15 protein-coding genes are annotated in these 13,391 nt (G+C 62.6%); 8 read left to right on the forward strand and 7 right to left on the reverse strand.

Annotation, left to right across the window (positions count from 1 at the left end; translation table 11 throughout):
- Positions 1 to 18: 18 nt before the first annotated feature.
- Entirely contained in the window at positions 19 to 1,137 is a 1,119-nt protein-coding gene (locus LOM8899_RS11265) for a Hint domain-containing protein (protein ID WP_093992333.1), read from the forward strand.
- A 63-nt stretch (positions 1,138 to 1,200) separates the two neighbouring features.
- Here the strand turns inward: LOM8899_RS11265 and LOM8899_RS11270 are convergent, their stop codons facing one another.
- From LOM8899_RS11270 to LOM8899_RS11285, 4 genes are all read right to left on the reverse strand, one after another.
- Positions 1,201 to 1,557 carry a DUF8846 family protein gene (locus LOM8899_RS11270; RefSeq protein ID WP_093992334.1) on the reverse strand — a complete coding sequence of 119 codons (357 nt, stop codon included), beginning with the start codon at positions 1,555 to 1,557 and terminating at the stop codon, positions 1,201 to 1,203.
- A complete protein-coding gene (locus LOM8899_RS11275) occupies positions 1,554 to 1,847 on the reverse strand; it encodes a hypothetical protein (RefSeq protein ID WP_093992335.1) in 294 nt (97 codons plus the stop codon). The genes LOM8899_RS11270 and LOM8899_RS11275 overlap by 4 nt, the downstream gene beginning before the upstream one ends.
- 11 nt (positions 1,848 to 1,858) lie before the next feature.
- Positions 1,859 to 2,686: a 2,3,4,5-tetrahydropyridine-2,6-dicarboxylate N-succinyltransferase gene (gene dapD, locus LOM8899_RS11280; RefSeq protein WP_093992336.1), complete on the reverse strand. Its 828-nt coding sequence runs from the start codon at positions 2,684 to 2,686 to the stop codon at positions 1,859 to 1,861.
- An 85-nt stretch (positions 2,687 to 2,771) separates the two neighbouring features.
- Positions 2,772 to 3,701: a serine/threonine dehydratase gene (locus LOM8899_RS11285; protein ID WP_093992337.1), complete on the reverse strand. Its 930-nt coding sequence runs from the start codon at positions 3,699 to 3,701 to the stop codon at positions 2,772 to 2,774.
- Positions 3,702 to 3,850: 149 nt separating this feature from the next.
- Between LOM8899_RS11285 and LOM8899_RS11290 the strand changes: the two genes are divergently transcribed.
- The 4 genes from LOM8899_RS11290 to LOM8899_RS11305 all read left to right on the forward strand — a co-directional run bounded on the left by LOM8899_RS11290 (position 3,851) and on the right by LOM8899_RS11305 (position 6,505).
- Positions 3,851 to 4,591 (forward strand): glycosyltransferase family 25 protein, encoded by a 741-nt coding sequence (locus LOM8899_RS11290; RefSeq protein WP_093992338.1) that lies wholly within the window; start codon positions 3,851 to 3,853, stop codon positions 4,589 to 4,591.
- Between the two features lie 57 nt (positions 4,592 to 4,648).
- Complete coding sequence (locus LOM8899_RS11295; RefSeq protein WP_093992339.1) at positions 4,649 to 5,497, forward strand: LOG family protein; 849 nt, start codon at positions 4,649 to 4,651, stop codon at positions 5,495 to 5,497.
- A 152-nt stretch (positions 5,498 to 5,649) separates the two neighbouring features.
- Positions 5,650 to 5,994 carry an ArsR/SmtB family transcription factor gene (locus LOM8899_RS11300; protein WP_093992340.1) on the forward strand — a complete coding sequence of 115 codons (345 nt, stop codon included), beginning with the start codon at positions 5,650 to 5,652 and terminating at the stop codon, positions 5,992 to 5,994.
- Positions 5,987 to 6,505, forward strand: a complete 519-nt coding sequence (locus tag LOM8899_RS11305) for an SRPBCC family protein (protein WP_093992341.1) — start codon at positions 5,987 to 5,989, stop codon at positions 6,503 to 6,505. The genes LOM8899_RS11300 and LOM8899_RS11305 overlap by 8 nt, the downstream gene beginning before the upstream one ends.
- A gap of 120 nt (positions 6,506 to 6,625) precedes the next feature.
- Here the strand turns inward: LOM8899_RS11305 and LOM8899_RS11310 are convergent, their stop codons facing one another.
- From LOM8899_RS11310 to LOM8899_RS11320, 3 genes are all read right to left on the reverse strand, one after another.
- Positions 6,626 to 7,759, reverse strand: coding sequence for a Gfo/Idh/MocA family protein (locus tag LOM8899_RS11310; protein WP_245820508.1), 1,134 nt, complete (start codon positions 7,757 to 7,759; stop codon positions 6,626 to 6,628).
- A 62-nt stretch (positions 7,760 to 7,821) separates the two neighbouring features.
- The gene (locus LOM8899_RS11315) at positions 7,822 to 8,877 is read right to left on the reverse strand and encodes a sugar phosphate isomerase/epimerase family protein (RefSeq protein ID WP_093992343.1); all 1,056 of its coding nucleotides are present in this window, start codon (positions 8,875 to 8,877) and stop codon (positions 7,822 to 7,824) included.
- 127 nt (positions 8,878 to 9,004) lie between these two features.
- On the reverse strand, positions 9,005 to 10,000 hold the full coding sequence (locus tag LOM8899_RS11320) for a LacI family transcriptional regulator (RefSeq protein WP_245820509.1): 996 nt from the start codon (positions 9,998 to 10,000) through the stop codon (positions 9,005 to 9,007).
- A 223-nt stretch (positions 10,001 to 10,223) separates the two neighbouring features.
- On the opposite strand from LOM8899_RS11320, the gene LOM8899_RS11325 reads away from it, so the two are divergent.
- From LOM8899_RS11325 to LOM8899_RS11335, 3 genes are all read left to right on the forward strand, one after another.
- Entirely contained in the window at positions 10,224 to 11,453 is a 1,230-nt protein-coding gene (locus tag LOM8899_RS11325) for an ABC transporter substrate-binding protein (RefSeq protein WP_245820510.1), read from the forward strand.
- Between the two features lie 103 nt (positions 11,454 to 11,556).
- Positions 11,557 to 12,489, forward strand: coding sequence for a carbohydrate ABC transporter permease (locus LOM8899_RS11330; protein ID WP_093992345.1), 933 nt, complete (start codon positions 11,557 to 11,559; stop codon positions 12,487 to 12,489).
- A gap of 4 nt (positions 12,490 to 12,493) precedes the next feature.
- Positions 12,494 to 13,390 (forward strand): carbohydrate ABC transporter permease, encoded by an 897-nt coding sequence (locus tag LOM8899_RS11335; RefSeq protein WP_093992346.1) that lies wholly within the window; start codon positions 12,494 to 12,496, stop codon positions 13,388 to 13,390.
- The last annotated feature ends 1 nt before the right edge of the window (position 13,391 follow it).

Here is a 13,391-nt window from a genome sequence, read left to right on the forward strand (position 1 = left end):
GGTCCGGGGGCAGTCGATATGAGTTGGGTCGGCCTTCGAGACGGCACCGACGCCGTGATGCAGCCGTCCGGGCTGGGGCGGATCAACACCGGCCACCGGCCCGATCCCGACGAGGTGTTGGCGCAGGGCTCTCTGGTGATCGAGTTTCGGCACGATCTGTCGGACAGGCCGGTCAACATTCTGCGCTACACGCGGCGCGATCCCACCGCGGCGGTGGTGACCCTGCGCAGCGATCCCGACGGGACACTGTCGTTGCTGATGCGGCAGGGCGAGAAGGACGCCCTCTACTGCCTGCACTTGCCCACCCTCCTGCAATTCGAACCGGTTATTGTGCACTATATCTGGGACAACCTGCGCGGCGTGGGGGTCTTCGCGGCCTGCTTGCCGGAGCGGGAACTGTATCAGGTCTGCGAACTGGCCAACCCGCTTCCGCTCAGCTGGCGCGATGCCACGCAGATCATGGCCGACCGGGGGCGCTGTCAGACCCATGACGGGATGACAAGCGCCGCGATTGCCGATCACATCGTGCCGATCGGTCCGCAACCGGGCATCGATGGGGCCGGGCTGATCTCGACGCCGGGCGGAACGCGCCGCCTGCAAGATCTGCGCAACGGCGATATGATAGTCGCCGCCGACGGGTATCCCGCTCAGGTGCGCTGGATCGGGCGGTCCGAATTGCTGACGCGAGGGCTCGGCGCGCCACTCAGGATGCGCTCTCCCTATTTCGGCGTGTCTACCGACCTGATGCTTAGCGGCGGAGCGATCTTGCGACTTGAGGGGACCGAGGTCGAATATCTTTTCGGCGAACCGGAAGTCGCTGTGGCGGTCCGTCATCTGGTCGATGGCCGGTCGATTATCGCCCAGACACCCAAGCCGGGGCAGGCACAGAACGAAGGCAGCCAGCCGCCGGTCCGCGAATACTACCAACTGGTCTTGGATCGGGCGGTGCCGCTCAGGGTCTCCGGCGTGGTCATCGAGACGCTCGAGACCTACGACATACTGCAATCGCCTGCATTGCACCGTTGGTCGATACTGGCGGAGACACCGACAGAACTCCTGCCGCGCGGTCAGGCCGCGGCCTGCCTGCGGTTGCGCGACTACGAGGCACAGACCTTACGGCAGATGCAGGCGGCCTAGAGAGCCGCGCGCCGACAGTGCGCCCAAGAGGGCTGTGTGTTCCTGCCTGAGCAGACAGTCAACCTAGGCGCCGCCGGATATCTCGTCGTCGTCCTCGTCGCCGTAAAACGGGGTCATCTGCGCCACGATCACACTGTTCTCCTCCAAGGCGCGGGCCATCAGGGCACGCTCCTCGTCGGGGATGTCATGGCCTTCGGCGAGGCGTTCGTCCAACGTGCCATAGCCCGACACGTCGAGAGGGGCCATGTCGGCCTGCTTGAGGATGGCGACCGTCTCACGCACGGCTTCGGCCTCGTCGATGCCGCTGGCATAGCACATCAGGGCGGCGCCGGTGGCATCCTTGGGCAAGCCGTCGCCGGTCTTGCGGCCAACTTCGATGAGCAAGGTATAGACCTGCTGGCGGGACGGTTTCTTGGTCATCGCACATCTTCCTTCTCGGGGCGGTCCTGCCACCGCGATTTCGATGCCCAGATCGACGCCGTGATCAGGACAAGTTGCATCGGCACAAAGAACACCATGAACATGATCGCCACCGTGGCCAGTGCTCCGGGCTGGGCGGCATAGACATAGGACATCAGCGGCGGAAAGATCAGTGCAAACACAGCCAGCAACGCGGCAAAGTCAAACGCCACGAGGCCCCAAGCTGCCAACCAGGAGGGGCGCACGCCCGACGCAACGCGACCCCGCCCGATCAGCCAGCTTGTGACCACGGCCCCGGTCCCTAGTCGCGCAGCAACTCGTTGATGCCGGTCTTCGAACGGGTGCGCTCGTCGACGCGCTTCACGATCACGGCGCAATACAGATTGACGTCGTTCTTCGACGGCATGGAGCCCGCGACGACCACGGAGTAGGGCGGCACTTCGCCATACATGACTTCGCCGGTCTCACGGTCGACGATCTTGGTCGACTGGCCGATGAACACGCCCATGCCAAGGACAGAGCCTTCGCGGACGATGCAGCCCTCGACCACCTCGGAGCGGGCGCCGATAAAGCAGTTGTCCTCGATGATCGTCGGGCCGGCCTGCATCGGCTCCAGAACGCCGCCGATGCCGACGCCGCCGGACAGGTGGACGTTCTTGCCGATCTGGGCGCAGCTGCCGACAGTGGCCCAGCCGTCGACCATCGTGCCCTCGTCGACATAGGCGCCGAGGTTCACGAAAGAGGGCATCAGCACCACGCCGGGCGCGATATAGGCAGAGCGGCGGACGATGCTGCCGGGCACCGCGCGAAAGCCCGCGTCGCGCCACTGGTTCTCGCCCCAGCCGTCAAACTTGGAGGGCACCTTGTCCCACCAAGTCGAGCCGCCATTGCCGCCGGAAATCGGCTCCATGTCATTCAGACGGAAGGACAGTAGAACCGCCTTCTTGGCCCACTGGTTCACATGCCAATCGCCGGTCTCCAGCTTCTCTGCGACGCGCAGTTTGCCGCTGTCGAGCGCGTTCAGCGTGTCTTCGATGGCTTCGCGGGTCTCGCCCGTGGTGGCGGGGGTGATCGCATCGCGACCTTCCCATGCGGCTTCGATGGCGGTCTCAAGTGCAGCGTTCGACATTCGGGCGTTCCTTCGGATCAGATCGGCGGTTCGCGGCTATCTAGCGGGCAAGGGCGGCTTAGGCAACAAAAGGCTGCACGGCCGCTCAGCCGTCAAACGGGCCAGGGGCCGGATTGGCGCCACAGATCAGCACTGCGACGCGCTCGCCGGGGGCCGGAACATAGGCACCGGAGGTCAGCGCCGCCAAGGCGGCAGCCCCGGCCGGTTCGACATACTGGCGCATGCGATCCCAGATCAGGCGCTGGGCGGCGGCAATCGCCTCGTCGGCGACAAGCGCCACCTCGACGCCCTGCGCCTTGGCCAGATCATAGCACAGGCGGCCGATCTTGCTGGCACCAAGGGCATTGGCGGCAATGCCGCTCACCTGCACGGTCGCATCAGGACCGTCGCGCAAGGCGGTGTGCAGCGTCGGCGCGAGAACAGGTTCGACCGCCACAACCTTGCGGCGGCCCTGCAGCCACGCCAGAGTGCCGCCGATCAAGCCGCCCCCGCCGACGGCGATTAGAACGGTATCGGCCTGCAAGCCCTGCTCCTCCCATTCCATCATCAGCGTGCCCTGACCTGCCAGAGTCATCGGCGCGTCGTAGGCATGGATCTGCATCGCCCCGGTCTCTGCCTCATAGGCTTGGGCCTTGGCAAAGGCGTCAGAATAGAGGCCGGGCACGACCTCGAGATCGGCCCCCGTCGCTTCGATCACCGCGATCTTGGACGGGCCCGCCATCTCGGGCACGAAGATGCGGGCAGGATAGCCGAGGCTATGGGCGGCATAGCCCGCAGCGGCGCCGTGATTGCCGCCCGACGCGGCCACGATCCCGGCCTTCGGCACATCGGTGGCAAGCAGAGAATTGAACGCACCGCGGGCCTTGAACGTGCCGGTCAACTGGGTGTTCTCCAGCTTGAACTCGATCGTTTGGCCCTCGACCACGGCAGAGGAGGTCAGCACCGGCGTGCGATGCACATGGTCCTTGATCCGGGCAGCAGCGGCGCGAATCTGGTCAACGGTTGGAACAGTCATCACAAATCCCGGTTTTTGTGTCCTGACGCGCAGTTTGACAGCAGGCCGCAGGGGCCACAAGCGGCTAAGCCTTGAACGGCATGGGCCCCTATGCGACGGTCCGGTGCAGGGGCTCATGGCCCGTTTGACGGGCACCGATCGGAGAGGACATGGCTCAAACTGCGCATGGTCAGGCGCTGACCACCATCTTTGACCATATCTACATCATCAACCTTCCGTTCCGGACCGACCGGCGGAGCGAGATCGCGGCCCAACTGGCGCTGGTCGGGCTGTCGTTCGAGCATCCGCAGGTGACGCTGTTCCCTGCGATCCGGCCCGACGATGCCGGCGTCTGGCCCACCGTCGGAACGCTGGGGTGCTTCATGAGCCAGCTCGCCGTGCTCGGGGCGGCGCTAGAGGCAGGGCACCGGTCGATCCTGATCCTCGAAGACGATCTGGACTGGTCGCAAACCTTTCTGCAAACACCAGCGGACACCATCGCGGCATGGAAAGACGCCGACTGGGATTTCCTGCACGCCGGGCTTGAGGCGGCGGGAGAGGGCGACACGCAGGTCGCGCTCAAGATGCTGACGCCGCAGGACGACCTGATGCTCACCCATTTCATCGGATTGCGTGGCGATATCATCGGCGAAGCGCGCGACTACCTCGAAGCGATCACAAAGCGGCCGCTCGGGTCGCCCGAGGGGGGGCCGATGCACCTCGATGGGGCCTATCTGTGGTATCGACGGGCGCATCCGGACAGGCAAACGGCGGTCGGGCAGCCCCGGCTGGCTTTGCAGCGCTGGTCTCGAACCGATATCCATGATCTGGGGTGGAAGGACAGCGTGCCCGTGGTGCGACAACTGGTCCGGGGGATGCGCATCCTGCGCAACCGGCTCCGACCGCGATAGAATTCCGGCTCCGAAAGGCGCCCAGCAACAATAGATCCGACGCAAGGACATTTCTGAATGCAAGACCTCAACCGACACAGCCCATTCCGTGACAGCGGCGAAGACCGCAGAACAGCCAACGAAGTCCCCGATACCCCGCAGACGCGCTCGCCCACCTACGCCCTGGCCTTTGCGGATGACGATTTCCTGTGCCGGCCAGAACTGCGGCCCGTGCGGCTGCAACTGGAATTGCTAAAGCCGCAAATGGCGCTCGATGAGGCCGGGATCGAAAGCACCATCGTCATGTTCGGCGGCGCACGTATTCCCTCGCCCGCCAACAAGGCCACCGCGCGGACGCAAACCCTCGCCGATCTCAGCGCCTACTACGCCGAGGCCGAACGCTTTGCCCGGATCATGACGGAACGGTCGATGGCCAAGGGCGGGCATCAGGACGTGGTGGTGACGGGTGGCGGGCCCGGTGTAATGGAGGCGGGCAACCGTGGCGCATTCGAGGCCGGCGGGCGCAGCGTCGGGCTGAACATCGTTCTGCCCCACGAACAGGCGCCCAACGAATACGTCACGCCGGAGCTTTGCTTCAATTTCCACTACTTCGCGATCCGCAAGATGCATTTCCTCATGCGGGCGCGGGCGGTCTGCGTGTTTCCGGGGGGCTTCGGCACCTTGGACGAAACCTTCGAGGCGCTCACCCTGATCCAGACCGGGCGGATGGAGCAGGTGCCGTTCCTGCTCTTTGGCCGGGCCTTCTGGGAAAAGATCATCAACTGGGAGGCGCTGGCCGACGCCGGCACCATATCCGAGCAGGATCTGGCGCTGTTCAAGTTCGTCGAAACCGCCGATGAGGCCGTCGAGGCGATCGACAACTGGGACGGGGCGGGCACCAAGCGAGGGGCAATCCCCGGCCGGTAAGCGGCCGCAGGCGCAGCTACGCGACGGCGCGAATGGCGGGTTTGAGCCCGTTTTACCGGATGCTGCGGAGCGGACGAACGTCAGCTATGGCGCTGCGGGCTTCTAACGTTTAGGTGTTGACCTAACCTTAGGGCGGCCCTATACTTAGGTCCATGCCTAACCAAAAGAACCCCATAGAACAGACCTTCATCGCACTTTCCGATCCAACGCGGCGTGCTGTGGTTCAGACGCTTAGCGAAGGGTCAGCAACCGTCTCGCAACTTGCCAACCCATTCGACATGGCGCTGCCATCCTTCACGCAGCATCTCGGTGTTCTGGAAAATGCGGGCCTTATCGTGTCGCGACGGGAAGGCCGGAGCCGCGTCTGTTCGCTGAACCCTTCAGCCTTGAAGGATGCGGAAGACTGGATGGCCTCTTACCGGAGGCAATGGGAAAGCCGCTTGGATCGCTTTGAAGCTCACCTTGAAAACGCAAAGAAAGATAAATCCAATGACTGATCAAACCGCGAATATCGTCTCTAAATGGGCTGCGTGCCCATTAGACAAGGAAATTGTCATCGCACGTGTCGTTGACGCTGATCGCGAGACTGCCTTCGAGGCATGGACTGATCCAGCGCAAATTGTACAGTGGTTTGGACCGGACGGCTTCCAAATCGAGTCTCATGAAGCCGACATCCGCGCAGGCGGCGTGTGGCGGTTCGACATGGTTGCTCCTGACGGCACGCGGTTCTCCAACCGTATGGATTTTCTGCGGGTCGAGGCACCAAACCTGATCGAGGTCGATCATGGCCAAGACGTCGATGACGATCCTAACTGCTTCCGGCTTCTAGTCTCTTTCGATGAGCAGGATAACGGAAAAACCGTTGTCACCTTGCGTCAGATGCACCCGACACCAGAACGCCGCGCGGCGGTCATTGGGTTTGGCGCTGTTGAGTTTGGCGCACAGACGCTGGGTAAACTTGCTGCTCATGTTGCCGACAGGACCAATGTTGTAGCCGCTGGCGGCTGACCATTCCGCGTAGGAAGCATCACATAAGCTGCCGTTGGCATTTTGCGAGCGAACGGCAACTAAGTCCGCATTGCAGACATCTGCACCCAGCTGATCGCTATTCCACCAAGACGACCCTCTCTATCCCCGCTTCACCCAAGCCCCGTCCGCCTTGGACGATTCCACACAGGCCCCGATGAACCACATGCCGTCCAGACCGGCTTCGATCCCCGGCAGTAGCGCCCCGTCGCTCTTGCCCTCGATCAGGTCGGCGGCATCGCTGTAGATGTTGGCAAAGCCCTCCAGATAACCCTCGGGATGGCCGGGCGGAATGCGGGTCCAGTCGCCAGCGCCACCGCCCAAACCGGCACCGCCGCGGGTCAGGATCTGCTTGGGCTCGCCCAGCTTGGCAAAGGTCATCTGGTTGGGGTTCTCCTGCCCCCATTCGATGCCGCCCTTGTCGCCATAGATGCGCAGGCGCAATCCGTTCTCACAGCCGGACGCGACCTGGCTGGCCCAGACCATGCCCTTCGCGCCACCCGCAAAGCGGAGCATGATATGGGCGTTGTCGTCCACCTGACGGCCCTCGCCAAACATGTGCAGATCGGCGGCCAGGGCTTCGGTCTCTAAGCCGGTCACAAAGGACAGCAGGTTGAAGGCATGGGTGCCGATATCGCCAATCGACCCGCCGGCACCGGCCTGCTTGGGGTCGGTGCGCCAGACGGCCTGCTTGTTGCCCGTGGTCTCGACATTGCCGGCAAGCCAGTCCTGAGCATACTCGGCCTGCACCACGCGGATCGTGCCCAGATCGCCCCGCGCAATCATCGCACGGGCCTGCCGCATGAGGGGATAGCCGGTGTAGTTGTGGGTCAGGACGAAATGCGCGTCCGATGCCGCGACGGCCGCCGCGATCTTCTCGGCCTGCTCTGCGGTCGCGGCCAGCGGCTTGTCGCAGATCACGCTGATGCCTGCCTCCAGAAACGCAATCGCAGGGCCCGCGTGCATGTGGTTCGGTGTCACGATGGCGACGGCCCGAATCCCGTCTGGCCGTGCCGCCTCTGCACGGGCCATTTCGGCGTAATCGGCATAAGAGCGATCCGCAGCGATCCCCAATTCGGCGGCACTGGCCGCAGCGCGGGCGGCATCCGACGACAGCGCCCCCGCGACCAGCTCGAACCGGTCGTCGATGCGGCTGGCGATCCGGTGAACCGCCCCGATAAAGGCGCCTTGGCCGCCGCCGACCATGCCCAATCTCACGCGACTATGTGATGACATGCGATTATCCTTTCGTCCATTTCATGAGTGCCGGAGCACGTTGTTCTGGCTGCCCCGCCGCCTCAAAGGCCGAGCATCGCCTTGATCGCGGCATCATCCCGTTCGCCACCGGCAAAATCGTCAAACGCCGATTTTGGGGCCTCGATCAGATGTCCGGCAATGAAAGGTGCGCCCTCGGCCGCGCCCTGCTCGGCGCTCTTGATGCAGCATTCCCATTCCAGAACGGCCCAGCTGTCATAGCCATACTGGGTGAGCTTCGAGAATATCCCGGCGAAATCCACCTGCCCATCGCCCAACGACCGGAAACGCCCGGCGCGATTGACCCAAGATTGATAGCCGGAGTAGACGCCCTGACGACCATCGGGATTGAACTCGGCATCCTTGACGTGAAACGCGTTGATGCGGTCGTGATAGAGGTCGATGAACGCCAGATAATCGAGCTGTTGCAGCAGGAAATGGCTCGGATCATAGTTGATCATCGCCGCCTCATGGCCGCCGCAAGCATCGACGAACATCTCGAACGTGGCGCCATCAAAGACATCCTCACCGGGATGGATTTCATAGCCAATGCTGACGCCGTTCTCGGTGTAATGATCCAGAATAGGTGTCCAGCGACGGCCCAACTCGGCAAAAGCTTCCTCGATCAGCCCGTCCGGGCGCTGTGGCCACGGATAGAGATAGGGAAACGCCAGCGCCCCGGTGAAACTCACGCTCGTGGTCAGGCCGAGGCGCTTCGAGGCGACCGCAGCCTTGCGCATCTGATCCACGGCCCAGGCTTGGCGCTTGGCCGGATTGCCCTTGCAGTGATCGGGGGCAAAGGCGTCAAAGGCGATGTCATAGGCCGGGTTCACGGCCACCAACTGGCCCTGCAAATGGGTGGAAAGCTCGGTGATGGTCACGCCGGCATCCGCGCAAATGCCTTTCACCTCGTCGCAATAGGTCTGACTCTCGGCGGCCTTGTCCAGATCGAAGAGGCGGGCATCGAACGTCGGGATCTGAACGCCCTTGTAGCCCAACGAGGCGGCCCAGCCGACAATCCCCTCCAGAGAGTTGAAGGGGGCCTCATCGCCCGCGAACTGAGCCAGGAAAATGCCGGGGCCTTTGATCTGTGTGGTCATGCTGTGTCTCGCTTGCGTGTCATGGTGGGGTCAGGTTCGGGGATTGGCGGTCGTGCCGATCCGCAAACGGGCTTGGAATGTCAGGTTGAGGTTGGGTGCCATCTGATGGCTTCGATCTGTCCGGCGGTCACCGTGGAAAGGGCTCAGGAACTTGCAGCATCTGCATCGGCGGATCGTCGGGAGCGCGGATCGCTTGAATGGCGGCCTTGGCCAGAAACGATCCGGCCAGAGTGATATCCTCGTTGAGCACGATGATCTTGCTGCGGAAATAGGTCAGAAAGGCAATGGCCTCCTTGGCCACGACGTCGATATCCAAACCGACGTCGAAGCCCTCGGACTCCATCCCTGCCACGGCCGCCATGGTGGCGTTGGCCGAGGCGGTGATCAAACCGTCGATGGTGGGGTCGGCGGCGACGATGGCGGCAACCTTGCTGCGAACCTCGGTCACCAGCCCGTCGCTCGTCACGTCCTTGGCCACCTCCAGATGGATGCCGCATTCGCGTGCCGCCTCGGTCGCGCCACGGATCATCTCGATGCTGTAATTCTGGTCTTGGGGCGGGGCGATCAGGATCAGCCGCTTGCGGCCACGGCGGTGCAATTCCTGCACGGCGAATCGGGCGTAGCTCTCGTTGTCATAGTCAAACCACGCGTGTTTGTCCGACCACTTGCAGCGGCCGTGAGTGGCAAAGGGAAATCCGCGGTCCATCAGGTATTTCACACGCGGATCCGCCGGGCGGATCTGGTTAAAGACGACCGCGTCCGCAGAACCGGTCTCCACGATATAGCGAATCGGCTTCATCGGGTCTTCGTGCGGGAAATAGGGGGTCATGATCATGTGGAACGGCGTGTCGTTCAGGCCCCCGGCCAATGCGGTAATCAGCTTGGCGGTGTGGTTCATCATTTCGTGCTCGGTCGACAGCACGAGGCTGATCACATTCGTGCGGCCGGTGCGCAGGCGGACGCCGGCGCGATTCGGAACATAGCCGATCTCGTTCGCGATCTGGCGGACCAGGGCCTTCGTCTTGCTGCCGATATCGGGGGCGTCGTTCAGGGCGCGACTCACTGTCGGAACGGCCAGCCCACTTAACTGCGAGATGGTTTTCAGAGTCGGTTTGGGAGTCACCCGTTCTCCGCCCTTCTTTTCTGAACCAATGGCCAAGGCCACGCCCCCCTTCTGCATGTGACGGCATCAAACATGGCCGTGGCCGCTGATTTTCCGGGCATCCGGCCGCTCTTAGTACCGTCAAGCACAGGATCAAGCATAACCACAAAAAATCATCTTGCCAGACAAAACTAAATCGATATAGAAATTTCTACAACGATTTAGAACCAGGGAGGAGAAAATCGTGAAACTCACAACCAAGCTGCTTGCAGCGACTGCAATCGTGGCGGCCAGCGGCGCTCACGCGACCGATCTTGAGGTCATGCATTGGTGGACATCCGGCGGTGAAGCCAACGCCGTTTCCAAGTTCGCAGATGCCTGGAATGCAACCGGAAACGTCTGGGTCGACGGCGCAATCGCCGGCGGTGGCGATACGGCGCGGCCGATCATGGTCAGCCGGATCATCGGTGGCGATCCGCCCGCCGCGTTCCAGTTCAACCACGGACGTCAGGCCGAGGAACTGGTCGAAGCCGGCCTGATTCTCGACATCACCGACGTGTCCGAAGCCGAAGGCTGGGCCGACATCATCACCCCATCCTCCCTGCTCGACAGCTGCACCTACGACGGGCGCGTGTTCTGCGTGCCGGTCAACATCCACTCGTGGCAGTGGATGTGGCTCTCCAACGCGGCCTATGAGAATGCCGGCCTCGACGTGCCGACCACTTGGACCGAATTCGCCGCCAGCGCCGATGCTCTGCGCGAAGCCGGTGTCGTTCCGCTCGCAATGGGCGGTCAGTCCTGGCAGCAGAACGGCGCTTTCGGTGTGATGGCTCTGGCTCTTGCCGGTCAGGAAGCATGGCTCGCCGTCAACCAGGACAAGAACGCCGAAGTCGTCATGGGCCCGGAGTACACCCGCGTGTTCGAAGCCTTCGGCGCGGCGCGCAGCCTCTCCGACGGTCTGAACGTGCAAGACTGGAACCAGGCAACCGCTGCCGTGATCGACGACACCGCAGGTGCGCAGATCATGGGTGACTGGGCGCAGGGCGAATTCGCACTGGCTGGCGAAGTGGCCGGCACAGACTACTCCTGCCTGCCGGGTCTGGGTGAAGTGGCCCTGCTCGACACCGGCGGAGACGCGTTCTTCTTCCCCGTGACCGGCGATCCGGAAATCGAGGCCGCCCAGAAAGAGCTGGCCGCACTTCTCCTGTCGCCTGCCGTTCAGGTGTCGTTCAACTCGGCCAAGGGCTCGCTGCCCGTGCGTCCCGACGTTGACCTGACCACCGTGAACGAGTGCACCCAGAAGGGTCTCGACCTGTTGGCTTCCGGCGCCATGGTGCCCGCCGGCACCCAGCTGCTGGCGCCAGACACCGTCACCCAGCTCAACGACCTGATGACAGAGTTCTGGAGCACGCCGTCGATGACGCCTGCCGAAGTGCAGCAGCAATATGCTGACATCATCGCCGACGCCGAATAGGCTGTCATAGCGAAGAGTCTCGACGCCGGGCCCCCTCGCGGGGCCCGGTTTGTCCACTGCGCTCAGTTTGAGGGGCGCGAAAGCCAGTCCGGGGAGGGATAGCATGGCGATCGCCGATACAGGCAGCACCGATAGGCAATTGGCGGCGGGAGCGCGCAGGCCAAACCGATTATTCAAGAACTTGAATTCCAAAATCGCCGCGATCCCGATGATCTTCGTGGCGATGGTCGTGTTCCTTGGTGGCACCTGTTGGACGATCTTCTACTCCTTCACGAAATCCGGGCTTCTGCCGAACACGAATTTCGTCGGGCTCGATCAATACGAGCGGCTGTGGAGCAGCCGCAAATGGATGGTTTCGATCGAGAACCTCGGGATCTACGGATTCTTTTCGCTGATCGGCACGCTGGTCATCGGCTTCACGCTGGCCGCGTTGCTGGATCGCAAAATCCGCGGCGAAGGGGCGTTTCGGACGATCTTTCTCTATCCTTTCGCGCTGTCCTTCATCGTTACCGGGCTTGTTTGGCAGTGGATTCTCAACCCTGAGCTGGGGCTGCAAAATGTGGTCCGCGAATGGGGCTGGACGTCGTTCACCTTCGACCCGCTGAACAACCCCGACATCGTCATGTTCGGGCTGCTGATCGCGGGGCTCTGGCAGGGGACGGGGCTGATTATGTGTATCATGCTCGCCGGTCTGCGCGGGATCGACGAAGACATCTGGAAAGCCGCCCGCGTCGATGGGATCGGCACCGTCAAAACCTATGTTCGGATCATTATCCCGATGATGCGGCCGGTGTTCGTGACCTCGCTGGTGCTCATTGGGTCCGGGATCGTGAAACTCTACGACCTCGTCGTGGCGCAAACCTCCGGCGGCCCGGGGATCAGCTCCGAAGTGCCAGCGAAATATGTGATGACCGCCATGTTCGGCGGACAGAATCTGGGTCAGGGCTTTGCCGCCTCGACCATGATGCTCCTGATGGTGGGGATCATCCTCATCCCGTGGGCCTACCTCGAATTCGGAGGCAAGAAGCGTGGATAACACCATGACAGACGCCATGTCGGGGCCACGCGGGGCCAAGCCGAAAAAGGCGCTCAGCCGCAACAACATCATCGTCTACGGCACATTGTTCGTCGTCGCGATCTACTACGCCCTGCCGCTCTACGTGATGATCGTGACCTCGCTCAAGGGAATGCCCGAAATCCGCATGGGCAACATCTTTGCGCCGCCGATGGAGGTGACGTTCCAGCCGTGGGTCAAGGCATGGGCCGAGGCCTGCACCGGGATCAATTGCGACGGGCTTTCGCGGGGTTTCTGGAACTCGGTGCGGATTCTGATCCCCTCGGTCGTCATCTCGATCTCGGTGGCGTCGGTGACGGGCTACGTCCTGTCGATGTGGAAATTCAAAGGCTCCGAGGTGTTCTTCTCGATGCTGATGATCGGGGCCTTCATCCCCTATCAGGTGATGCTCTATCCCATCGTGATCCTGCTGCGCGAAGCCGGTCTCTACGGCTCGCTGTCGGGGCTGGTGCTGGTGCACCTCGCCTTCGGGATGCCGATCAACACGCTGCTGTTCCGCAACTACTTCGCCTCGATCCCCGAGGAATTGTTCAAGGCCGCAAGGGTCGACGGGGCCGGTTTCTGGGCGATCTTCGTCAAGATCGTCATGCCGATGTCGCTGCCGATCTTCGTTGTGTCGATGATCATTCAGGTGACAGGCATCTGGAACGACTTCCTGTTCGGGGTGACCTACATCTCGTCGCCAGACCGGTATCCGATGACGGTGCAGCTGAACAACATCGTCAACTCGGTGCAGGGGGTCAAGGAATACAACGTCAACATGGCGGCGACCCTGCTCACCGGGCTTGTGCCTCTCGTCATCTACTTTGCCTCTGGCAAACTCTTTGTCCGCGGCATCGCCGCCGGCGCAGTCAAGGGCTGAT

It is taken from the genome of Flavimaricola marinus, from assembly GCF_900184895.1.
Classification (GTDB): Bacteria; Pseudomonadota; Alphaproteobacteria; order Rhodobacterales; family Rhodobacteraceae; genus Flavimaricola; species Flavimaricola marinus.